At 64.9% G+C, this 21,716-nt stretch carries 18 protein-coding genes; 14 read left to right on the top strand and 4 right to left on the bottom strand.

The features are described from left to right. Positions 1-91: 91 nt before the first annotated feature. Positions 92-307, top strand: coding sequence for a carboxymuconolactone decarboxylase family protein (locus tag G566_RS13320; RefSeq protein ID WP_243442395.1), 216 nt, complete (start codon positions 92-94; stop codon positions 305-307). Here G566_RS13320 and mutS read toward each other — a convergent pair. Then, positions 286-2,844, bottom strand: coding sequence for a DNA mismatch repair protein MutS (gene mutS, locus G566_RS0102960; protein ID WP_051135921.1), 2,559 nt, complete (start codon positions 2,842-2,844; stop codon positions 286-288). The genes G566_RS13320 and mutS overlap by 22 nt on opposite strands. 147 nt (positions 2,845-2,991) lie before the next feature. On the opposite strand from mutS, the gene G566_RS0102955 reads away from it, so the two are divergent. The 6 genes from G566_RS0102955 to G566_RS0102930 are packed head-to-tail and all read left to right on the top strand — an operon-like array spanning position 2,992 to position 10,578. Further along, a complete protein-coding gene (locus tag G566_RS0102955) occupies positions 2,992-5,253 on the top strand; it encodes an NADP-dependent malic enzyme (protein WP_022679195.1) in 2,262 nt (753 codons plus the stop codon). Next, positions 5,247-6,014, top strand: coding sequence for an alpha/beta hydrolase (locus G566_RS0102950; protein ID WP_022679194.1), 768 nt, complete (start codon positions 5,247-5,249; stop codon positions 6,012-6,014). Before G566_RS0102955 ends, G566_RS0102950 begins: the two co-directional genes overlap by 7 nt. Next, on the top strand, positions 5,993-7,036 hold the full coding sequence (gene queG, locus G566_RS0102945) for a tRNA epoxyqueuosine(34) reductase QueG (RefSeq protein ID WP_022679193.1): 1,044 nt from the start codon (positions 5,993-5,995) through the stop codon (positions 7,034-7,036). Before G566_RS0102950 ends, queG begins: the two co-directional genes overlap by 22 nt. Next, on the top strand, positions 7,033-7,953 hold the full coding sequence (locus G566_RS0102940; protein WP_022679192.1) for a carbon-nitrogen hydrolase family protein: 921 nt from the start codon (positions 7,033-7,035) through the stop codon (positions 7,951-7,953). Before queG ends, G566_RS0102940 begins: the two co-directional genes overlap by 4 nt. Positions 7,954-7,978: 25 nt before the next feature. Beyond that, positions 7,979-9,571, top strand: a complete 1,593-nt coding sequence (locus tag G566_RS0102935) for a helicase HerA-like domain-containing protein (RefSeq protein WP_022679191.1) — start codon at positions 7,979-7,981, stop codon at positions 9,569-9,571. Beyond that, a complete protein-coding gene (locus G566_RS0102930) occupies positions 9,568-10,578 on the top strand; it encodes an NADP-dependent oxidoreductase (protein WP_022679190.1) in 1,011 nt (336 codons plus the stop codon). Before G566_RS0102935 ends, G566_RS0102930 begins: the two co-directional genes overlap by 4 nt. A 4-nt stretch (positions 10,579-10,582) precedes the next feature. On the opposite strand, the gene G566_RS0102925 is transcribed toward G566_RS0102930, so the two are convergent. Beyond that, positions 10,583-12,028, bottom strand: a complete 1,446-nt coding sequence (locus G566_RS0102925) for a S41 family peptidase (protein WP_022679189.1) — start codon at positions 12,026-12,028, stop codon at positions 10,583-10,585. Positions 12,029-12,229: 201 nt separating this feature from the next. Between G566_RS0102925 and groES the strand changes: the two genes are divergently transcribed. Continuing rightward, positions 12,230-12,514: a co-chaperone GroES gene (gene groES, locus G566_RS0102920; protein ID WP_022679188.1), complete on the top strand. Its 285-nt coding sequence runs from the start codon at positions 12,230-12,232 to the stop codon at positions 12,512-12,514. Between the two features lie 51 nt (positions 12,515-12,565). After that, positions 12,566-14,212: a chaperonin GroEL gene (gene groL, locus G566_RS0102915; protein WP_022679187.1), complete on the top strand. Its 1,647-nt coding sequence runs from the start codon at positions 12,566-12,568 to the stop codon at positions 14,210-14,212. Positions 14,213-14,394: 182 nt separating this feature from the next. Here the strand turns inward: groL and G566_RS15275 are convergent, their stop codons facing one another. After that, complete coding sequence (locus tag G566_RS15275; RefSeq protein ID WP_022679186.1) at positions 14,395-14,538, bottom strand: hypothetical protein; 144 nt, start codon at positions 14,536-14,538, stop codon at positions 14,395-14,397. Positions 14,539-14,594: 56 nt separating this feature from the next. Here G566_RS15275 and G566_RS0102905 point away from each other — a divergent pair, with 56 nt between their 5' ends. Beyond that, the gene (locus G566_RS0102905; protein WP_022679185.1) at positions 14,595-15,224 is read left to right on the top strand and encodes a class I SAM-dependent methyltransferase; all 630 of its coding nucleotides are present in this window, start codon (positions 14,595-14,597) and stop codon (positions 15,222-15,224) included. On the opposite strand, the gene G566_RS13315 is transcribed toward G566_RS0102905, so the two are convergent. After that, on the bottom strand, positions 15,214-16,017 hold the full coding sequence (locus tag G566_RS13315) for an MlaA family lipoprotein (protein ID WP_022679184.1): 804 nt from the start codon (positions 16,015-16,017) through the stop codon (positions 15,214-15,216). The genes G566_RS0102905 and G566_RS13315 overlap by 11 nt on opposite strands. A 95-nt stretch (positions 16,018-16,112) precedes the next feature. On the opposite strand from G566_RS13315, the gene G566_RS0102895 reads away from it, so the two are divergent. Genes G566_RS0102895 through metH form a run of 4 tightly spaced genes read left to right on the top strand, consistent with a single transcriptional unit; the run spans position 16,113 to position 21,653 of the window. Further along, positions 16,113-17,072 carry an ArsR/SmtB family transcription factor gene (locus tag G566_RS0102895; protein ID WP_022679183.1) on the top strand — a complete coding sequence of 320 codons (960 nt, stop codon included), beginning with the start codon at positions 16,113-16,115 and terminating at the stop codon, positions 17,070-17,072. Next, positions 17,069-18,001: a methylenetetrahydrofolate reductase [NAD(P)H] gene (gene metF / locus G566_RS0102890; RefSeq protein WP_022679182.1), complete on the top strand. Its 933-nt coding sequence runs from the start codon at positions 17,069-17,071 to the stop codon at positions 17,999-18,001. Before G566_RS0102895 ends, metF begins: the two co-directional genes overlap by 4 nt. Next, positions 17,998-19,047 (top strand): homocysteine S-methyltransferase family protein, encoded by a 1,050-nt coding sequence (locus G566_RS0102885; RefSeq protein ID WP_022679181.1) that lies wholly within the window; start codon positions 17,998-18,000, stop codon positions 19,045-19,047. The genes metF and G566_RS0102885 overlap by 4 nt, the downstream gene beginning before the upstream one ends. Further along, positions 19,044-21,653 (top strand): methionine synthase, encoded by a 2,610-nt coding sequence (metH, locus tag G566_RS0102880; RefSeq protein WP_022679180.1) that lies wholly within the window; start codon positions 19,044-19,046, stop codon positions 21,651-21,653. Before G566_RS0102885 ends, metH begins: the two co-directional genes overlap by 4 nt. Positions 21,654-21,716 lie beyond the last annotated feature (63 nt).

Below are 21,716 nucleotides of genomic sequence, written 5' to 3'. Positions count from 1 at the left end.
GGGTGCAGGCTGATGGCCCAACAGAAATTTGGATTTCGGCAAATGAATGTTAAGCTTGGGCCTCGCTGATGTGGGGCCCGCGACTGTGGACATGGTTTCCCTAACGCCGCGCTATTCCGTCTTCCTTTCGTACAACCGCTGCGAACCCTGCATCGCCTATCATGCCGAAGGCGCGATCAAGGCCGGGGCAACGCGGGACCAGGTGGCCGAAACGCTGGCAATGGCGGTGTATATGGGGGCCGGGCCAAGCGTGATGTATGCCGCCAAGGCACTGGAGGCGGTGGATCAGTTCACGTCGCCGGCTTGACCGGCCAGTGCCTTCAGATCCGTCAGCAGGTCGAGCGCCTCGCGCGGGGTGATGTTTTCGGGATCGATGCTGGCCAGTTTTTCACGCAGCTCGTCGCCGCTGGGGGCGGCAGGGGTGACGAAGAGGGGGAGTGAATCCACGCCGGCGGCAATGCCGCCCGTCTGGTCGCGGCGGGTTTCGAGGCGGGTGAGGACGGCGCGGGCGCGGGCGAGGACGGGGGCGGGCACGCCGGCGAGGCGCGCCACGGCCAGGCCATAGCTTTTGTCGGCAGCGCCCGGAGCGACCTGGTGCAGGAAGACGAGATCGCCTTTCCATTCGCGCACTTTCACGGTGACGCTGGCGAGGCTGGCGAGCTTGGCGGTGAGGGGCACCAGTTCGTGATAGTGGGTGGCGAAGAGACAACGACTTTGCAGATCGTCGTGCACGGCTTCGAGCACGGCCCAGGCGATGGCGAGGCCATCATAGGTGGAGGTGCCGCGGCCGACTTCATCGAGGATGACAAGGCTGCGGTTGGTGGCACCGGTGAGGATCGCCGCTGTTTCGACCATTTCGACCATGAAGGTGGAGCGGCCTTCCGCCAGATCATCGGCGGCGCCAACCCGGCTGTACAGCCGATCGACCACGCCGATATGCGCCGCGGCAGCGGGGACGTGGCTGCCGGCCTGGGCAAGGACGGCGATGAGGGCGTTCTGGCGCAGGAAGGTGGATTTGCCGGCCATGTTGGGGCCGGTGACGAGCCAGACCCGCCGGTCGGCCGACAGATCGCAATCATTGGGAGTGAAGCGCGTGCCGGATTTGCGCACGGCGAGTTCGACCACCGGGTGGCGGCCGGATTCAATATGGAAGGCGGTGCTGGCGTCTACCGTGGGGCGGCACCAGTTTTCGGAAGCCGCCAGTTCGGCCAGCGCGGCAGCGACGTCGAGGCGCGCAAGGGCTGCGGCGGTGGCGGCGATGCTGGCGGTGTGGGCCAGCGCTGTTTCGCGCAATTCTTCCAGATGCGCGGCTTCGGCGGCGAGCGCGTGATCGGCGGCCTGGGCGATTTTGGTGCCGAGCTCGCCGAGTTCGGGGGAGGAGAAGCGGACAGCGCCGGCCATGGTCTGGCGGTGGATGAAGCCTGAGTCCGCCCGCAGCAGCGGGTCGGCGCGCTGGGCGGGGACTTCGATGTGATAGCCGAGCACATTGTTGTGGCGGATCTTCAGAGCGGTGATGCCGGTTTCGGCCTTCAGCCGGGTTTCGAGTGCGACCACGGCGGAGCGGCCATCCTTGGCCGTGTCGCGCAGCGCGTCCAATGCGGCGTCGAAGCCAGGGCGGATGGCGCCGGGCAGTTCGATGGGCGGTTCGTCCACCAGCGTGCGGGCGAGTTGTTCGACCAGTGCGCCGAGGCCGGAACCGATTTGGCTGAGGGTTTCGGCGAGTAGTTCCGGCGGTGTGGCGCGGGTGGTGAGGGCTTGGCGCAGGTCGAGCGCGCGGGCGAGGCCGGTGGAGAGATGGCCGAGATCGCGCGGGCTCCAGCGGCCGATGGTGAGGCGGGCCAATGCGCGGGCGATGTCGGGCAGGCCGGCGAGCGTGTCGCGCGTGGCCGAACGGGTAAGCGGATCGGCGATGAACCATTCGACCAGATCGAGCCGGGCGATGATGGCGGCGGGATCGGTGAGCGGGGCGGCGATATCCTGGCCCAGTTGGCGCGCGCCGGCGGCGGTGACGGTGCGATCGATGGCGGCTTCGAGGCTGTGGCGCGATCCGCTGCGTTGCAATTCAAGGCTGGCGCGGGTGGCAGCATCAATGGCCATGCGGCTGCCGGGCAATTCCTGGCGCGGCGGCAGGATCAGTGGTGCAGCTGACCGGGCGGTTTCCTGGACATACGCCAGCAGCGCGCCGGCGGCGGCGAGTTCGGGCCCGGAAAAATCGCCCCAACCGTCGAGGGTGGCGACACCGAAACGCGATTTCAGCGTGGCCTCGGCGCGGGCGGAGGAGAAATCGGTGGCGGGGCGGGTTGTGCCCTTGGTGGCGTGGCCTTCGGGCACCAGCAGTTCGGCCGGCGCAAGGCGGGCGATTTCGCCTTTCAGTTCCGCCACGCTGCCAGCCCGGGTGTGGAAGGCGCCGGTGGAAAGATCGAGCCAGGCCAGGCCGGCGGCATCGCTTGTCCCGGCCAGCGCCGCCAGCCAGTTGGAGCGCTTGGGTTCCAGCAGGGCGGTTTCGGTGATGGTGCCGGGCGTGACGATGCGCACGATGGCGCGGGCGACGACGCTCTTACTGCCGCGCTTCTTGGCTTCGGCCGAGTCTTCCACCTGTTCGGCAATCGCCACGCGGTGGCCGGCGCGGATCAGGCGGGCGAGGTAGTTTTCGTGCGCGTGCACTGGAACACCGCACATCGGAATCGGCTCGCCGCCATGTTCACCGCGCTTGGTCAGCGCGATGTCGAGCGTGGCGGCGGCTGCAACCGCATCCTCGAAGAAGAGCTCGTAGAAATCGCCCATGCGATAGAACAGCAGCGCGTCAGGCACCTCGGCCTTTATGCCGAGATATTGGGTCATCATGGGGGAAGCGGCGGTCACACCCCTGCGATAGCGCGCGGGCGGTTCGGTGCAAAGGGGCGCGTGAAAGCGGCACACCTGGTGCCAAAGCGCTTGCCCCTTTGCGGCCACAATCCTATCCCTGCGGCATATCCCCAGTGGAATGGCAAAATGAGCAGTATCGACGACAACGACTTTGGTGACCGCGAGGCACTGGCCTATCACCGCATGGGCAAGGCCGGGAAGATCGACATCGTCGCTTCCAAGCCGATGGCGACGCAGCGCGATCTGTCCCTTGCCTATTCGCCCGGTGTCGCCGCCCCGGTGCGCGCCATCGCCGCCGATCCCGACAGTGCCTATGATTACACCATCAAGGGCAACCTGGTCGCCGTGATCTCCAACGGCACCGCCATCCTGGGCCTGGGCAATCTGGGCGCGCTGGCATCAAAGCCGGTGATGGAAGGCAAGGCGGTGCTGTTCAAGCGCTTTGCCGATATCGACAGCATCGATCTGGAAGTTGACACCGAGGACGTCGACAAGTTCATCGCCTGCGTGGAACTGCTGGAACCGTCGTTCGGTGGGATCAACCTTGAGGATATCAAGGCGCCGGAATGCTTCATCATCGAAACCACGTTGAAAGAGCGGATGAATATTCCGGTCTTCCACGATGATCAGCACGGCACCGCCATCGTGGCCGCCGCCGGCCTGATCAACGCCCTGCATCTGACCGGGCGCAACCCGGGCGATGTGAAGATGGTGGTGAACGGCGCGGGTGCGGCCGCCATCGCCTGCACCGAACTGATCAAGCTCTATGGCGTCAGGCATGTCATCATGTGTGACACGTCGGGCGTGATCTACAAGGGCCGCGAAAAGGGCATGAACCAGTGGAAATCGGCGCATGCCGCCGATACGCCAGCGCGCTCCCTGGAAGAAGCCATGGTGGGCGCGGACGTGTTCATGGGCCTGAGCCAGAAGGGCGCCGTGAGCCCCGAGATGGTGGCCAGCATGGCCGCCAATCCGATCATCTTTGCCATGGCCAACCCCGATCCGGAAATCACCCCGGAAGAAGTGCACAAGGTGCGCGGCGATGCCATCGTTGCCACCGGCCGCAGCGATTATCCCAATCAGGTCAACAACGTGCTGTGCTTCCCCTATCTGTTCCGGGGCGCGCTGGACGTGCGGGCAACCGCGATCAACGAGCAGATGAAGCTGGCCGCCGCCAACGCCATCGCCAGCCTGGCGCGCATGCCGGTGCCCGATGAAGTGGCCGCAGCCTATGGCGGCAAGTCGCGCAATTTTGGCCCGGAATATATCATCCCGGCGCCGTTTGATCCGCGCCTGATCGAACATATTCCCACCGCCGTCGCCAAGGCCGCCATGGCATCGGGCGCGGCGAGGAAGCCGTTCTTTGATGAAGACGCTTATCGCCAGGAACTGCGCGGGCGGCTGAATCCCACCACGTCGATCCTGCAGGGCGCCATCGAAACCGCGCAGAGCCGCCCGCGCCGGGCGGTGTTTGCCGAAGCCGAGCAGGACGTGGTGCTGCGCGCCGCGATGAACTGGAAGAACAGCGGATACGGCACGCCGGTGCTGGTCGGCCGCGAAGGGCCGGTACGCGAAGGCCTGGCGCGGCTGGGCGTGGAGGACATCGACAGTTTCGAGATCCACAACAGTGCGATTTCGCCGTTGGTGCCGCGCATGGTTGAATATCTGTACGAACGGCTGCAGCGGCGCGGCATGCTGCACCGCGACGTGCAGCGCATGGTGAACCACGAACGCAACGTGTTTGGCGCGCTGCTGGTGGCGATGGGCGAAGCCGATCTGATGCTCACCGGCGTTACCCGCAATTTTGCCACCACCTATCGCCAGGTGCGGCAGGTGATCGATCCGGCACCCGGCTGCCGCCCGTTCGGCATCCACATGCTGGTGGGCAAGCAGCAGACGATTTTTGTTGCCGATACCACCGTGACCGAGCGGCCATCGGCGGAATCGCTGGCCACCATCGCCATCGAAACGGCAGCGGTGGCGCGCCGGCTGGGGCAGGAACCGCGCGTTGCCTTCCTGAGCTACAGCAATTTCGGCAATCCGCGTGGCGAGTTTGTCGACAATGTGCGCGATGCGGTGAAGCTGCTCGACAACCGCCAGGTCGGCTTTGAATATGAAGGCGAAATGTCGGCCGATGTGGCGTTGAACCCGGCGATGCGGGCGCAATATCCGTTCAATCGGCTTTCCGGCCCAGCCAATGTGCTGATCATGCCCGGCCTGCACAGCGCCAACATCGCGGCCAAGCTGATCAAGGAAGTGGCCAACCTGCGCGTTGTTGGCCCGATGCTGGTCAATATGTCCAAACCCGTGCAGATCGTGCCGATGAACAGCAGTGCATCGGATATCGTTACGCTGGGCGTGCTGGCCTCCACGGGCGTTGTGTGCTGAAATCGCCCGTTCTCCTCATCCACGGCATGTGGTCGACGCCGGCCACGTTTGATCGGCTGCGCCCCGTGCTGGAGGAAGCCGGCCATCGCACCCACGCGCCGTGCATCCTGTTCGACGATCGGCCGGTGAGCCTGCCGCCGCACGCGGCGCTGGGTGAGTTGTCGATCACCGCCTATGTGGATCACCTGGTCGCCGAAGCCGGCAAGCTGAGTGCGCCGCCGGTGATCCTGGGCCATTCGATGGGCGGGTTGCTGGCGCAGATGGTGGCGCAGCGAATTCCGCATGCCGGCCTGGTGCTGCTGTCGCCGGCAGCGGCGGCCAACAGCCAATCCCCCAGCCTTGATCCGTTCAGGACGCTGAAGAGTGTCGTGCTGAAATGGGGCTGGTGGGAACAACCGACCCTGTGTGACGAAGCCGGCGCGCGCTGGGGCATTTTCAACGGCGTGCCCGAGGATGTGACGCGCCGCGAGATTGATGCGCTGGTGTGGGATTCGGGCCGCGTGCTCGCCGAAATGGCGTTGCCGCCGTTGTTCGGCAATGTGACGCGGGTGGATTATGCGCGCCTGAACCAGCCGGCGCTGGTGGTGGTGGGCCTGAATGATCGGATCACGCCGCCCGGCATCGCGCGGGCGACCGCGCGCAACCTCACCGGCCAGATCGATTATCAGGAATTGCCGGGCGCGCCGCACTGGCTGTTCTGGGGCGAACTGGAAGATCGGGTGACGGCGATGGTGGTCGATTGGCTGAAAACGCTGAGCTGATTGCCCGGTTGAAGGCCGAGGCGCTTACCCAAGGCTTTGCCGATATCGGCATCACCACGGCCGATGCGATCCCGGAAGCGGGTGCGCGATTGCGGCAATGGCTGGCGGATGGCTGCCACGGCGACATGATCTGGATGCCGGACCGCGCCGATGAACGCGCGTCGCCCAAGGGCCTGTGGCCCGATGTGAAGAGCGTCATCATGCTCGGCACCAGCTATGCGCCGCCGCTCGATCCGCTGCGGCTGGCGGGGCAGGGCGATACCGGGGTGATCTCGGTTTATGCGTGGAACCGCGATTATCATGATCTGATCAAGAAGCGGCTGAAGACGCTGGCGCGCTGGCTGGTGGCGGAGGGTGGCGGCGAACTGAAAGTGTTCGTCGATACCGCCCCGGTGATGGAAAAGCCGCTGGCGGCTGCCGCCGGGCTGGGGTGGCAGGGCAAGCACACCAACCTGGTGTCGCGCAAACACGGTTCATGGCTGTTCCTGGGCGCGATTTACACCACGCTCGATCTTGCCGCTGATGCGCCGCACGCTGATCGCTGTGGCAGTTGCACCCGCTGCCAGACGGCGTGTCCGACGCAGGCCTTCCCGTCACCTTACCGCCTCGATGCGCGGCGCTGCCTGGCCTATCTCACCATCGAGCACAAGGGCCCGATCCCGGAGGAGTTCCGGGCGCCGATGGCCAATCGCATCTATGGTTGCGATGATTGCCTGTCCGTCTGTCCGTGGAACCGTTTTGCGCAGGCGACCGAAGAACCGGCCTTCCTGCCGCGCGCGGAACTGACGGCGCCGAAGCTGGTGGAGCTGCTGGCGCTTGACGATGCGGGCTTCCGCGCGCTCTTCTCCGGTTCGGCCATCAAGCGCATCGGGGTAGCGCGCTTCATCCGCAACTGCCTCTATGCGGCGGGCAACAGCGGGGAGGGCGCGCTGATTCCGGCGGTGCAGGCGCACTTGGGCAGCGAAGATCCGGTGGTGGCCGATGCCGCACGCTGGGCGATGGCACGATTGGAGGCGGCATGACGATACCCACGGGCAAGGCGCGATTGGCGGCGCTGCAGATCGGCAGCCGGGCGACCACGGCCGAAACGCTGGCCGCGCTGATGGCAAGGCGGGACGAGCTGAAGGCGGCAAGGCCCGATCTGCTGGTGCTGCCGGAAGCCTTGTTGGGCGGTTACCCCAAGGGCGCCGACTTTGGCGTGCGGCTGGGCTATCGCACGCCGGCCGGGCGCGATGCGTTCCGGCGTTACTGGGAACAGGCGATCGAGATTGACGGCCCGGAAGTGGCGGCGCTGGGCGAACTGGCGGCCGATCTGGGCTGTACCATGGTGGTGGGAGCGATCGTGCGGGCAGGCGCAACGCTGCACTGCTCTGCGCTGCATTTTACCCCCGATGGCCGCCTTGCCGGGCATCGCGGCAAGCTGATGCCAACGGCCGCCGAACGGCTGATCTGGGGGCAGGGCGGGCCTGACGATGTGCGCGTGTTCGACAGCCCGATTGGCCGGATTGCGCCGGTGATCTGCTGGGAAAATTTCATGCCGTTGTTCCGGGCAGCGCTGTACGGGCAGGGCGTGACGATCTGGGCGGCGCCCACCGTGGATGATCGGCCGCAATGGGAGGTGGCCATGCGCCACATCGCCCATGAAGGCCGTTGTTTTCTGGTATCGGCCTGCCAGTGGCTTGGGCCGACACAGACAGCGCTGGGCGAACCGATCACGCTGATTGACCGCGCTGCAGATGTGCCGATCATCGGCGGCGGCAGCATCATCGTGTCGCCGATGGGCGAGGTGCTGGCCGGGCCATTGCGCGGCGGCGAGGGGCTGTTGGTGGCAGAAGTCGATCTGGCCGATATCGTGCGCGCCCGTTTCGATTTCGATGCCGCCGGCCATTATGCGCGGCCCGACATCTTCAGGCTGGACGTGACGCGCCCAAGCCGGTGAAACTGCGCCCTGAGGAGATTCACGCATGACCGGTTCCCTGTTCATCGGCCTTTCGGATCAGGACGCCCCGCAATCCCTGGTGCTGAAACGCGCCAACCGCCACGGGTTGATCGCCGGTGCCACGGGCACCGGCAAGACGGTGACGTTGCAGGGTCTCGCCGAGGGCTTTGCCCGCGCCGGCGTGCCGGTGTTCCTGGCCGATGTGAAGGGCGATATCGCCGGCATGGCCAAGGCTGGCAGCGAGGCCGCGGGCTGGACGGCCAAGCGCGCCATGGAAATGAAGATGGAAGATTATGACTGGGAATCGATGCCGGTCGTGTTCTGGGATCTGTTCGGCGAACAGGGGCACCCGATCCGCACTACCATTTCCGAAATGGGGCCGTTGCTGCTCAGCCGACTGATGGGCCTCAATGATACGCAGGATGGCGTGCTCACCATCGCGTTTCGTTATGCCGACGAACATGATCTGCTGCTGCTCGATCTGGAAGATCTGCAGGCGATGCTGGCTTGGGTGTCAGACAATGCCGCCGAGCTGTCGAGCAAATATGGCAATGTGACCAAGGCCAGCGTGGGTTCGATCCAGCGCCAGTTGCTCACGCTCGACAGCCAGGGCGGCGCGGCGTTCTTTGGCGAGCCGGCGTTCGACATCACCGATTTCATCGCATTGGATGGCAAGGGCCGCGGCCGGGTGAATATCCTGGCGGCCGACAAACTGATGAACAGCCCGCGGCTGTATGCGACCTTCCTGCTGTGGCTGCTGTCCGAACTGTTCGAAACGCTCCCCGAGGTGGGCGATCCCGACAAGCCCAAATTGGTGTTCTTCTTTGACGAAGCGCATTTGCTGTTCGACGAAGCGCCCGATGCGTTGATGGACAAGGTGGAACAGGTGGTGCGCCTGATCCGTTCGAAGGGCGTGGGCGTCTATTTCGTCACGCAGAACCCGATCGACATTCCGGAAAAAGTGGCCGGCCAGTTGGGCAACCGGGTGCAGCATGCCCTGCGCGCCTTCACGCCGCGCGACGCAAGGGCGATCAAATCGGCAAGCGAAACGTTCCGGCCCAATCCGCGCCTGGATGTGGCCGCGGTCATCACCGAGATGAAGGTGGGCGAGGCGCTGGTCTCCACCCTTATGACCGATGGCGCGCCCAGCCCGGTGGAGCGCACCCGCATCGCGCCGCCGCGCAGCCGGGTGGGTCCGCTGACGCCGGGCGAGCGCATGGACGTGATCAACGCCTCGCCCTACGCCGGCAAATATGAGGAGCGGATCGACCGCGATTCCGCCGCCGAATTGCTGGTGATGAAACGCGAGGAACAGGCCGGCCAGGCCGAAGCCGAGAAGGCCGCTGCGCTGCAGGCCAAGCTGGACGCGCAAGCCGCCAAGGAAGAAGCGAAGCTGGATGCCCAGGCTGCCAAGGAAGCCGCCCGGCTGGCCGCCCAGCGCGAGCGCGATGCCGCCCGGCTGGAAGCGGCCCGTGTGCGCGCCGCCGCCCGGCCGAGCACGACCGACAAGGTGATTGAATCGGTGGCGCGATCGGCGGCCACCAGCATCGGCCGGCAATTGGCCGGCAGCGTGGGCAAGAGCCTGGTGCGCGGAATTTTGGGGAGCCTGTTCAAATGACGACGACACGCCGCTGGTTGCTGAAATCCCGCCCGAACGGTCCGCTGAAAGACAGTGATTTCGATCTGGTCACGGTGTCGATGCCCGAGGTGGGCGAGGGGCAGTTCCTTGTTCGCCTCACCCACTTCTCCTTCGATCCCACCCAGCGCGGCTGGCTGGGCGGCGATACCTATTTGCCGGCGGTGCCGATCGGCGGCGTGGTGCGCGCTGGCGGCATTGGCGAAGTGGTGGCGAGCAAACACCCGGGATTCGAGGTCGGTGACGTGGTGCAGGGCACCTTTGGCTGGCAGGAGCATGCGCTCACTGACGGGATGACCGAAACCGGCCCGGTGACCAAGCTGCGCGCCGGCATCACGCCGGAACAGGCGCTCGGCGTGTTCGGCGTGACAGGCCTCACCGCCTGGTTCGGCCTCACCGAAATCGGCCAGCCCAAGGCCGGCGACACGGTGCTGGTATCGGGCGCAGCGGGCGCCACCGGCAGCGTGGTGGTGCAGGTGGCCAAGGCCCTGGGTTGCAAGGTGATCGGCATTGCCGGTGGTGCAGAGAAGTGCGGCTGGGTGGTCGAACAGGCCGGCGCCGATGCCTGCATCGATTATCGCGCCGGCAATGTCTCGCGCCAGATCCGCGAACATGCCCCCAAGGGCGTGAACGTGGTGTTTGAAAATGTTGGCGGCGAGATATTGGATGCGGCGCTGGCCAATCTGGCGCTGCGGGCGCGGGTCGTGCTGTGCGGCGGGATTTCCAGCTACAACGACACCGCCGAGGATCGCTCGCCGGGCCTGCGGAACTATATGAACCTCACCGTCATGCGCGGTCGGATGGAGGGGTTCATCATCCTCGATTTCGCCAAGCGTTATGGCGAGGGCGTGGCTGAACTGGCCAAGCTGATGGCGGCCGGAAAGTTGAAGACCGCTGAAGATGTGGCGCACGGCTTCGAGAATTGCCCGGCCACGTTGCGCCGTCTGTTCGAAGGCAAGAACTTCGGCAAGCAGCTGCTGAAGGTGTGAAGCCTCAGAACGTCCCCGGCATCTCGCGCTGGGCGGCGTTGGGCGTGCGGGCGAGCAGCGGCTGGCGGCCGAGCGACTGTTCGCGGATGTCGCCGGCTGCCGCGGCGATGGTGGTGCAGTTTTCCCCGCGAAGGGCAGAGATGGCGCGCGCGGTGGAGGCTTCGGCCGGGTTGCCCATGACGGCCCGGAAATCATCGCTGGCCGCGCAGGTGCGCCCGCCGCGTGACGGCAGATAGGGCGCCAGGCCATTGTAATAATCGCCCTGGCGGCTGGCGTTCTGGGTGGCGAAAGCAACGATCCGCAGCCGATCATCACAGGCGGCGCGATCGATGGCGATCTGGCCCACCGGCTTGCCCGATGTGTTCTCGCCCACCAGCGTGATCCGGTTCTGGAAATAGGGCAGCATCGAATTGATCACCAATTCACTGGCCGAGGCGCTGCCATCGGTGGTGATGAAGGCGAGGTTGCTTGGCGCCACCGCCTGTGCGGCGGAACGGAACAGGCGGGTTTCGTTTTCCGCCGATTTCGATGGGCGGAACGTGGTGAAGCTGAACACGTCGCTGGCCTGGCGGTTCTGGCCCATCAGGTCGCCCATCACTTCGGCAAGGCGCACAAGGCCGCCGCCATTGTAGCGGAAATCAACGATGATGTTGGTGGCGCCCTCGCTGCGGAAGCGGGCGAAGGCGTCGCGCAGCGGGGTTTCGGCGGTGCTGATGAAGCTGCGCAGATTGACATAGCCAACGCGGCCCAGCCCCGGCTGGTCATAGGTCTGCACGCCAAAACGGCTGGAAACCGGCGGGATGTTGAATTCGGCGCGGGTGATGGTGACGGTGCGCTCCGTGCCGTTCAGCGTGAAGCGGATACTGCGGGTGACGCCGACCTGGCTTGGCCCCAGCGCGTCGGACACGGCGGCCGATCCGCCTTGCGCAAACAGGGTAGGGACAGGCACCAGATTTTCCGGCGTGGTGCCGATGGCAAGGATTTCGGCGCCGCGATCAAAGCCGGCGGCAAAGGCCGGGCCGGTTTCGAACACATCCAGGATATAGGTGCGCCGGGCCGTGCTGTCATACTCCAGCCGGATGCCGAACGCCGCCGTCTGCCCGGAGGAGAAGAAGGCATTCTCCTCGGCGATGGAGGTGATGTAGGTGAAGAAGCGATCCTTGTTGGCGGCGCGCGCATTGGCGGTGAGCGCGTCGATATAGGCCTGCACGGTGGCAAAGCCATCGGGTGACAGGCTGGCGGGCAGGTCTTCCGGGAACAGATACCATTGGCGGATCTGCGCTTCGGCCCACAATTGCCGATCACGCAGCGTGCATTGCGCTGTGGGGGTGGGCGTGGGCGAAGGGGCAACAGCGATCGGCCCACTGCTGCTGCCACCGCCGCCGCCGCATCCGGCCAGCAGAAGGGCGGCGCAAAGCGCGGAGGTGAGGGCAGAACGCGGGCGAAACATGCACGCGATTGTGGTGGCTAAGGTGCCGCCTTGTCCAGACGGCAAAATGACATTCTCGCGACAGCTCCGCATTCGCGTGGGCGGGCCCTTGACGACTCTGCAGGCCGGACCCATATGCTAATTCAGCCTCTGGCACTCGCTTCTGGTGAGTGCCAACAGCGGCCGAATTTTCGCAAACACTGCAAATCGAAAGAGGGAAACATGGCATTCCGTCCACTCCATGATCGCGTGCTGGTTCGCCGCGTCGAAGCCGAAGCCAAGACCGCTGGCGGCATCATCATCCCCGATTCTGCCAAGGAAAAGCCGCAGGAAGGCGAAGTCGTCTCCGTCGGCACCGGCGCCCGCGCCGACAACGGCACCGTGACGCCGCTGGAAGTGAAGGCCGGTGATCGTATCCTGTTCGGCAAGTGGTCGGGCACCGAGGTCAAGCTGAACGGTGAAGATCTGCTGATCATGAAGGAAAGCGATATCCTCGGGATCATGTGATCTCGGGACTTTAATCGCTGATTTTCCAAGAAATTCAAAGGAGCAAGGCAAATGGCTGCCAAGGACGTGAAATTTGGTCGTGATGCGCGCGAACGCATCATTCGTGGCGTTGATATCCTCGCCGATGCCGTGAAGGTGACGCTGGGTCCCAAGGGCCGCAACGTGGTCATCGAAAAGAGCTTCGGCGCCCCGCGCATCACCAAGGACGGTGTGTCGGTTGCCAAGGAAATCGAACTGAAGGACAAGTTCGAGAACCTGGGCGCCCAGATGGTGCGCGAAGTCGCTTCCAAGACCAACGACGCTGCCGGTGACGGCACCACCACTGCCACCGTGCTGGCCCAGGCCATCGTGCGTGAAGGCATGAAGTCGGTCGCCGCCGGCATGAACCCGATGGATCTGAAGCGCGGCATCGATATGGCCGTGATCAAGGTTGTGGCTGATCTCCAGGCGCGTTCCAAGCCGGTGTCCGGCTCGTCGGAAATCGCCCAGGTCGGCACGATTTCGGCCAACGGTGAAACCGAAATCGGCGACATGATTGCCAAGGCCATGGAAAAGGTTGGCAAGGAAGGCGTGATCACCGTTGAAGAAGCCAAGGGCATGGACAGCGAGCTGGACGTGGTCGAAGGCATGCAGTTCGACCGTGGCTATCTGAGCCCCTATTTCATCACCAACGCCGAAAAGATGCAGGTGGAGCTTGAGAACCCCTACATCCTGATCCACGAAAAGAAGCTGTCGAGCCTGCAGGCGATGCTGCCGGTGCTGGAAGCCGTGGTGCAGTCGGGTCGCCCGCTGCTGATCATCGCTGAAGACATCGAAGGCGAAGCGCTGGCCACCCTGGTGGTCAACAAGCTGCGCGGCGGCCTGAAGGTTGCCGCCGTGAAGGCACCGGGCTTCGGCGATCGTCGCAAGGCGATGCTGGAAGACATCGCCACGCTGACCGCCGGTGAGATGATCAGCGAAGATCTGGGCATCAAGCTGGAAAACGTCACGCTGGCCATGCTGGGCAAGGCCAAGCGCGTCACCATCGACAAGGACAACACGGTCATTGTTGACGGCGAAGGCGCTGCCGATGCGATCAAGGCGCGCGTGGAACAGATCCGCGCCCAGATCGAAATCACCACCAGCGATTACGACCGTGAAAAGCTGCAGGAACGTCTGGCCAAGCTGGCCGGCGGTGTGGCCGTGCTCAAGGTTGGTGGCAGCACCGAAGTCGAAGTGAAAGAACGCAAGGACCGCGTTGATGATGCCCTGCACGCCACCCGCGCTGCGGTGGAAGAAGGCATCGTTCCGGGCGGCGGCACGGCTCTGCTGTATGCCACCCGCGCGCTCGACGGTATGAAGGGCGCCAACGACGACCAGACCCGCGGCATCGATATCGTGCGCAAGGCCATCCAGGCCCCGCTGCGCCAGATCGCGATCAATGCGGGCCATGATGGCGGCGTTGTGGCTGGCAAGCTGCTGGAAGGCGGCGACCAGACCGTGGGCTTCAACGCCCAGACCGACGTGTACGAAAACCTGGTCAAGGCCGGCGTGATCGACCCGACCAAGGTCGTGCGCACCGCGCTGCAGGATGCCGCTTCGGTGGCCTCGCTGTTGATCACCACGGAAGCCGCGATCACCGATCTGCCGGCTGACGACAAGGGTGGCGGCGGCATGCCCGGCGGCGGCATGGGCGGCATGGGCGGCATGGATTTCTAAGATTGAGTTGGCTGGCGGCAGCGCAAGCTGCCGCCAGACTCAACGAAATCCGGCCAGCGAACGAAAAGGGCGGTCCCTCGGGACCGCCCTTTTTGATTCGTCTGACGGCGTGGCTTCGCCACGCTCTTTCTGCTCTTCCTTCACTCCTTCAACGGACTCGGCGGCTCTGCCGCCGGCCGCGCCTACTTGGCGCCCGCCTCCGCCTCCGCCGCCATCACATCCGCATTCGCCTTGTCGATCACCGCCTGCTCATTGCCAGCAGGCGCAGCGGCTTCCTTGCTGCACGACACGAGCAACAGGGCGACGAGGGCAAGCATGATCCGCATGACCTGACACTAGCCTTGGCTTGGCAGCGCGCCAACCCCGTGCAACGATCGAATGCATGGGGCTTTATTCCGAAACCATCTTCCCGTGGCTGCTCGACAAGGCGCTGGGCCATCCCAACATCATGCGGCGGCGCCAGGCGCTGGTGAGCCAGGCGACGGGCGAGGTGCTGGAAATCGGGTTTGGCTCAGGCGCGACCTTGCCCTTTTACGACCCCGCCAAGGTGACGAGCCTCACCGTGGTGGAGCCATCCGAGGGCATGAACCGGCGCGCGGCGGCGCATCTGGCGGGCTCGCCGGTGCCGATCAAATCCGTGCCCGGCGCGGGGGAGAAACTGCCGTTTGCCGATGGCAGCTTCGACACTGTGGTGTGCTGCCTCACGCTGTGCAGTGTGCAGGATGTCGGCCAGGTGCTGGCCGAGGTAAAGCGGGTGCTGCGGCCAGGCGGGCGCTTCCTGTTTATGGAGCATGTGCTGTCCGACGATCCGGAACGGCAGCGCTGGCAGCAGCGGCTGAACCCCATTCAGAAGATGGTAGGCGTGGGCTGCAACCTCAATCGCCCGTCGGCCCAGCTGGTGCGCGATGCCGGGTTCAGCCTTGATCCGATGCCGCGCCAGGAAGAGGAATATGCCTTCGGTGCGCTGAAGACGCTCACGCCGCTGGTGATGGGCAGCGCCATCAAGGCTTAGGCGGCTCGGCCTTCGGGGGCTCGGCGGGCGGGGCTTCTTCTGGCTCAGCGAACGGGTCTTCCTCGGCGGGCAACTGGCCATCGAACAATTGCAGCCGGCGGCGTTGCAGCCAGGCGGATTTGGCCAGCGTGTAATCATCCAGGCTGTCGGCCAGCAACTTGTCCGCCCCGGTTTCGATCAACTGGTTGCGGAAATTGATGACGCGCCCGCCGGCCACGGCGATGCGCACGCCCCAGCCGGGATGCAGCCAGGCGTTGCGGGCGAAATCGGCGGGATCAACGAAGAAATCCACCGGCGTCATGATGCCATCGCGCAAGGTGGACGGGCCGAACAGCGGCAGCACCATGTAGGGCCCGGATTTGACGCCCCAGCGTGCCAGCGTCTGCCCGAAATCCTCGGGTTCCTTCGGGCGGCCGAGATCGGTGGCGACATCGGTGATGCCGGCAATGCCGAGCGTGGAATTGATCAGGAAGCGATCCAGCGTGCGGAAGGCCTGGGAAAATTTGCCCTGGAACACGCTGTTGAGGAAGTTTGCTGGCTCGCCGAAATTGCCGTAAGCATTGGTAACGGCGGTGCGCACCGGTTTGGGGGTGACGGCGCGATAGCCGCTGGTGACGGGCTTCATCACCCAGCGATCAAGGCCCTTGTTGAAGGCGTGGACGCGGCGGTTGCTCTTCTCCCACGGATCGGCCTCTGCACGGGCGAGATCAGTGCTGCCGGTGGAGGCGCAGGCCGAGAGCAGCAGCCCAAGCAGTAGCGGGGCTGCAAGCGCGAGTGGGGGGCTGAAGCGCATGGCCGGGAAGCTTGGCACGAAGCATCGGTTTATTCAATTGCGACCCATCACATAAAGATTGCTTTATGTCTTTAAGTGCGTGTAAAGAGGTCGCCATGGAGCCACTTCTCGCTATCTTCCGTGCCATCGGTGATCCCAGCCGGCTGCGCATCCTGCTGCTGGTGAAGGGCATGGAACTGGCCGTGGGCGAGATTGCCCAGGTGCTGCAGCAAAGCCAGCCGCGCGTGTCCCGCCACTTACGCATTTTGGCCGAATCAGGCCTGGTGGAGCGGGTGCGCGAAGGCGCCTGGGTGTTCGTGCGGCTGGGCCCGGCGGCGATCAGCGGCCCGGCATTGAGCGCGATCGAGGCGCTGGCGACCGTGGTGCCTGGCGCTGCTGATCTGGGCGCCAGCGATCGTACACGGTTGGGCCAGGTGCGTGCCGATCGCGCCGCAGCGGTGGACAGCTGGTTTGCCGCCCACGCCGGCGAATGGGAACAGGAACGCAGCCTGCACACCCGCGAGGCTGGGGTGGAACAGGCCATCGTGGCCGCGCTGGCCGGTGATCTGGGCGATCTGGTCGATGTTGGCACCGGCACCGGGCGCATGGTGGAACTGCTGGGCCCGCGCGCCCGCAGCGCGCTGGGGCTGGATCGCAACCCGGAAATGCTGCGCATCGCGCGTAACCGGCTGGAAGCGGTGGGCTTGGCCAGTGCCCGCGTGCAGGCCGGCGACATGTATGAAATGCCGCTCAGCCCCGCGAGCGCCGATACGCTGGTGCTGCACCAGGTGTTGCATTTTGCCGACAATCCCGCCGCCGCCATTGCGGAGGCCGCGCGTGTGCTGCGGCCCGGTGGCCGGCTGCTGGTGATCGATCTGATGCCGCACAATCGCGAGGAACTGCGAGTGGAACGCCGCCACCTGCGCCTGGGCTTTGCCGATGAAGCAGTGCTGGGCTGGATGGCCGACGCCGGGTTGGCCGGCGACGTGGCGCGGCGGCTGCCAGCTGAAGCCGCGGATCAACTGGGCGTGACACTGTGGTTGGCGACAAAGCCGGCCGTAAAGGTGGAAGCATGAGCCTGACTCTCAATCAGATGGCCGAAGCCGCCCGGGCGCTGAACGGCCCGTTGTTTGCCGATCTGCCGGGCGATCTGGCGGTGAGCTTTGAATTCTTTCCGCCGAAAACGCCGGCGATGCAGGAAAGCCTGTGGCAGGCCGTGGAAACATTGGTGCCGCTGGCCCCACGCTTTGTGTCGGTCACTTATGGCGCCGGCGGCTCGACCCGGGAACGCACCCACGCGACGGTGGCGCGCATTGTGCATGAAACGCCGATCCCGGCCGCCGCGCACCTCACCTGCGTGAACGCGACGGCCGAGGAACTGGATGGAATCGCTGATGAATATTGGGCCGCCGGTGTGCGCCATATCGTGGCGCTGCGCGGTGACCCGCCGGGCGGCGAGGCCGGCTTCCAGCCGGTACCCGGTGGCTATGCCAGCGCCGCCGAATTGGTCGCCGCCCTGAAGCGCCGCCATGATTTCGAAATCTCGGTGAGCTGCTATCCCGAAACCCACCCGGAAGCCGGCAGCCTTGCCGCCGATCTGGACGCGTTGAAGGCCAAGCATGATGCCGGCGCGACGCGGGCGATCAGCCAGTTCTTCTTCGAACCTGATACCTTCTTCCGTTTCCGCGACAAGGTGGCCGCCGCCGGCCTGGATATCGAACTTGTGCCGGGCATCCTGCCGGTGAGCAATTATGCCAACCTGAAGAAGATGGCGGTGAGCTGCGGCACGCATCTGCCGGAGTGGATGGGGCGCCTGTTCGACGGCCTCGATGACAAGCCGGCCGCCCGCCAGCTGGTCGCCGCCACCGTGGCCGCCGAAATGTCGCGCCGGCTGTACGCCGGCGGCGTGCGGCACTTCCATTTCTACACATTGAACCGCGCTGAACTCTCATACGCCATCTGTCATCTGCTGGGCGTGCGGCCGGCACAGGAGCTTGCTGCATGACCAGCGCTGCTGAATCTCTGCGTGCCGCTGCGGCGCAGGGCATCATCGTGAAGGATGGCCCCTATGGCACCGCCATCCAGAATCTGGGGCTAACCGCTGCTGATTATGCCGGCCACATCGCCAGCAATCATGATCAGAAGGGCAACAACGACATCCTGAACCTCACGCGGCCTGATGCGATTGCCGGCATCTGCAATCGCTATATCGCCGCGGGCGCGCGGCTGCTGGCCACCAACACCTTCAACGCCAACCGCATCAGCCAAGCCGATTACGGCATGGAAGACCGGGTGCGCGAGATCAACCTGGCCGCCGCGCGCATCATGCGCGAATGCGTGGACGCCGCGATTGCTGCCGATGGCATCCAGCGCTGGGTGGCGGGTTCGCTGGGGCCGACCAACAAGACACTGTCACTGAGCCCACGCGTGTCCGACCCCGGCTATCGCGAAGTGACGTTCGATGGCGTGAAGGACGTGTATCGCGAGCAGATCGAGGCGCTGCTGGACGGCGGGGTGGATTTCATCTTGATTGAAACTGTGTTCGACACGCTCAATGCCAAGGCTGCCGCCTTTGCTGCGGCCGAAGCTGGTGACGCGCGCGGTTCGGTCGTGCCGGTGATGCTGTCGATGACGCTCACTGATCTGTCCGGTCGCAACCTTTCCGGGCAGACGGTGGAGGCCTTCTGGCACTCGATCCGCCATGTGAAGCCGGTGGCGGTGGGGCTCAATTGCTCCTTTGGCGCCACTGAACTGCGGCCGCACGTTCAGGCGCTGGCCCGCCAAGCCGACACGCTGATCATGACCTATCCCAACGCCGGCCTGCCCAATGATCTGGGCGAATATGATGAGCAGCCGGAGACGACGGCGGGCTTCATCCGCGGCTGGGCTGATGAAGGCCTCGTCAACATCGTTGGCGGCTGCTGTGGCAATACGCCGGAGCATATTGCGGCGATGGCACGTCAGGTTGCTGGCCTGCCGCCGCGCGTGGTGCCCCAACCCGAAACGGCCCTGTATCTGACTGGCCTTGAAGCCCACAGGTTTGCCGCGTGACGACTGCATCCTTCATCAACATCGGTGAGCGCACCAACGTCACCGGATCGGCTGCGTTCAAGAAGCTGATCCTGAATGGCGATTACACGGCGGCCGTGGAAGTCGCGCGCCAGCAGGTGGAAAACGGCGCGCAGATCATCGACATCAACATGGACGAAGGCCTGCTCGACAGCGAAGCGGCCATGGTCACCTATCTGAACCTGATCGCGGCCGAGCCGGACATCGCGCGGGTGCCGGTGATGGTCGATTCCTCGAAATGGACGGTGATCGAAGCCGGGCTGAAGTGTCTGGCCGGCAAGGGCATCGTCAATTCGATCAGCATGAAGGAAGGCGAAGCGCCGTTCCTGGAACAGGCGAAGAAGTGCCTGCGCTATGGTGCCGCCGTGGTGGTGATGGCGTTCGACGAGCAGGGCCAAGCCGACACCGCCGCCCGCAAGGTCGAGATTTGCGAGCGCGCCTACAAATTGCTCACCGGCATCGGCTTCCCGCCGGAAGATATCATCTTCGATCCCAACATTTTCGCGGTGGCGACGGGCATCGAGGAACATAACAACTACGGCGTTGATTTCATCGAGGCTTGCGCCGAGATCCGCAAACGTTGCCCGCACGCCCACATCTCGGGCGGCGTTTCCAACCTGTCGTTCAGTTTCCGCGGCAACGAACCGGTGCGCCGGGCCATGCACAGCGTGTTTCTGTATCATGCCATCCAGGCGGGCATGGACTTGGGCATCGTCAACGCCGGCCAGCTTGACGTGTATGACGCGATCGATCCGGAACTGCGCGAATTGTGCGAGGACGTGGTTCTCAACCGCCGCGCGGATTCGACAGATCGCCTGCTGGCCGTGGCCGACAAGTTCAAGGGCGGGCCGCAAAAGGCCGCCGATCCGGCTGCCGAATTGTGGCGGACATGGCCGGTGGAAAAGCGGCTTGAACATGCGCTGGTGAAGGGCATGGACGCCTTTGTTGAACTGGACACCGAGGAAGCCCGCCTGACCGTGGCGCGGCCGATCGAGGTGATCGAAGGCCCGTTGATGGCCGGCATGAACGTGGTTGGTGATCTGTTCGGCAGCGGCAAGATGTTCCTGCCGCAGGTGGTGAAATCCGCCCGCGTCATGAAGAAGGCGGTGGCGCACCTGCTGCCCTATATCGAAGCCGAAAAGTCCGAGGGTTCGTCCTCCAAGGGCCGCATCATCATGGCGACCGTGAAGGGCGACGTTCATGATATCGGCAAGAATATCGTGGGCGTGGTCCTCCAGTGCAACAATTTCGAGGTGATCGACCTCGGCGTGATGGTGCCGGCGCAGACCATATTGGATGCCGCGGTGAAGCATGATGCCGACATGATCGGGCTTTCCGGCCTGATCACGCCAAGCCTCGATGAAATGGTGCATGTCGCCAGCGAAATGCAGCGCGCGGGCATGACCATGCCGCTGCTGATCGGCGGGGCGACGACCAGCCGGGTCCACACCGCGCTCAGGATCGCGCCGGCCTATGAAGGGCCAGTGGTGCATGTGCTCGATGCCAGCCGCGCGGTGGGCGTGGCCGGCACGCTGGTTTCGGACACGCTGAAGGAGGCCTTGGTGGCCGAAACGGCGGCCGAATATGAAAAGATCCGCATCCAACGCGCCGGCGGTGGCCAATCGGCGCTGGTGCCGCTGGAACAGGCGCGGGCCAATGGGTTCTCGACCGATTTCGCCGCGCACCCGCCGGTGAAGCCGAACTTCACCGGCACGATGACCATCGATGATGTGCGGGTGGAAACGTTGATCCCCTATATCGATTGGACGCCCTTCTTCCGCGCCTGGGAACTGCACGGCAATTATCCGGCGATCCTCACCGATCTGGTGGTGGGCGAAAGCGCCACCAGCCTGTTTGCCGACGCACAGGCGATGTTGAAGCGTATCGTTGCGGAGGAGTGGCTGCACCCCAAGGGCGTGATCAGCATCTGGCCGGTGCGGCGCGAGGGCGATGATGTCGTGCTGTTCAGCGATGAAAGCCGCGCGGCGCCGATTGCGCGCCTGCCGTTCCTGCGCCAGCAGATCGCCAAGCGGGATGGCCGCGCCAACATGTGCCTGGCGGATTTCATCCATCCGGAGGCCGACTGGCTGGGCTGTTTTGCCGTTCAGGCCGGCGAGGGCATCGATACGCAACTGGCGCGCTTCAAGGCTGCGCACGACGATTACAATGATATCCTGTTGAAGGCGCTGGCTGACCGCCTGGCCGAGGCCTTTGCCGAATATCTGCACGAGCGCGTGCGCCGCGAGATCTGGGGGCATGAGCAGGGCAACAAGATGTCGTGCGATGATCTGATCCGCGAACGTTACACCGGCATCCGCCCGGCGCCGGGCTATCCGGCCTGTCCGGAGCATAGCCTGAAAACCCACATCTTCGATCTGATGAGCGTGGAAGAGCGCGCCGGCATCACCCTGACCGACAGTTTTGCCATGTGGCCGACGGCGGCCGTTTCGGGCTTTTACTTCGCGCACCCGCAAAGCGCCTATTTCGGCGTCGCCCGCATCGGGGAAGACCAGTTGCTGGACTATGCCAGCCGTCTCGGCGTGAGCCGCGAACGCGCCACCCAGTTGCTGCGGCCAAATCTCGACTAGCCGGGCAGGGCCGGGGCAGCCTATGGAAGGCAACCCTGCCCACCGCCCCTATAGTGAACGCCC

The organism is Sandarakinorhabdus limnophila DSM 17366 (genome assembly GCF_000420765.1).
GTDB classification, from domain to species: Bacteria; Pseudomonadota; Alphaproteobacteria; order Sphingomonadales; family Sphingomonadaceae; genus Sandarakinorhabdus; species Sandarakinorhabdus limnophila.
The sequence above is the reverse complement of the archived record's forward strand: the minus strand, read 5'-3'. Positions and strand labels throughout refer to the sequence as shown.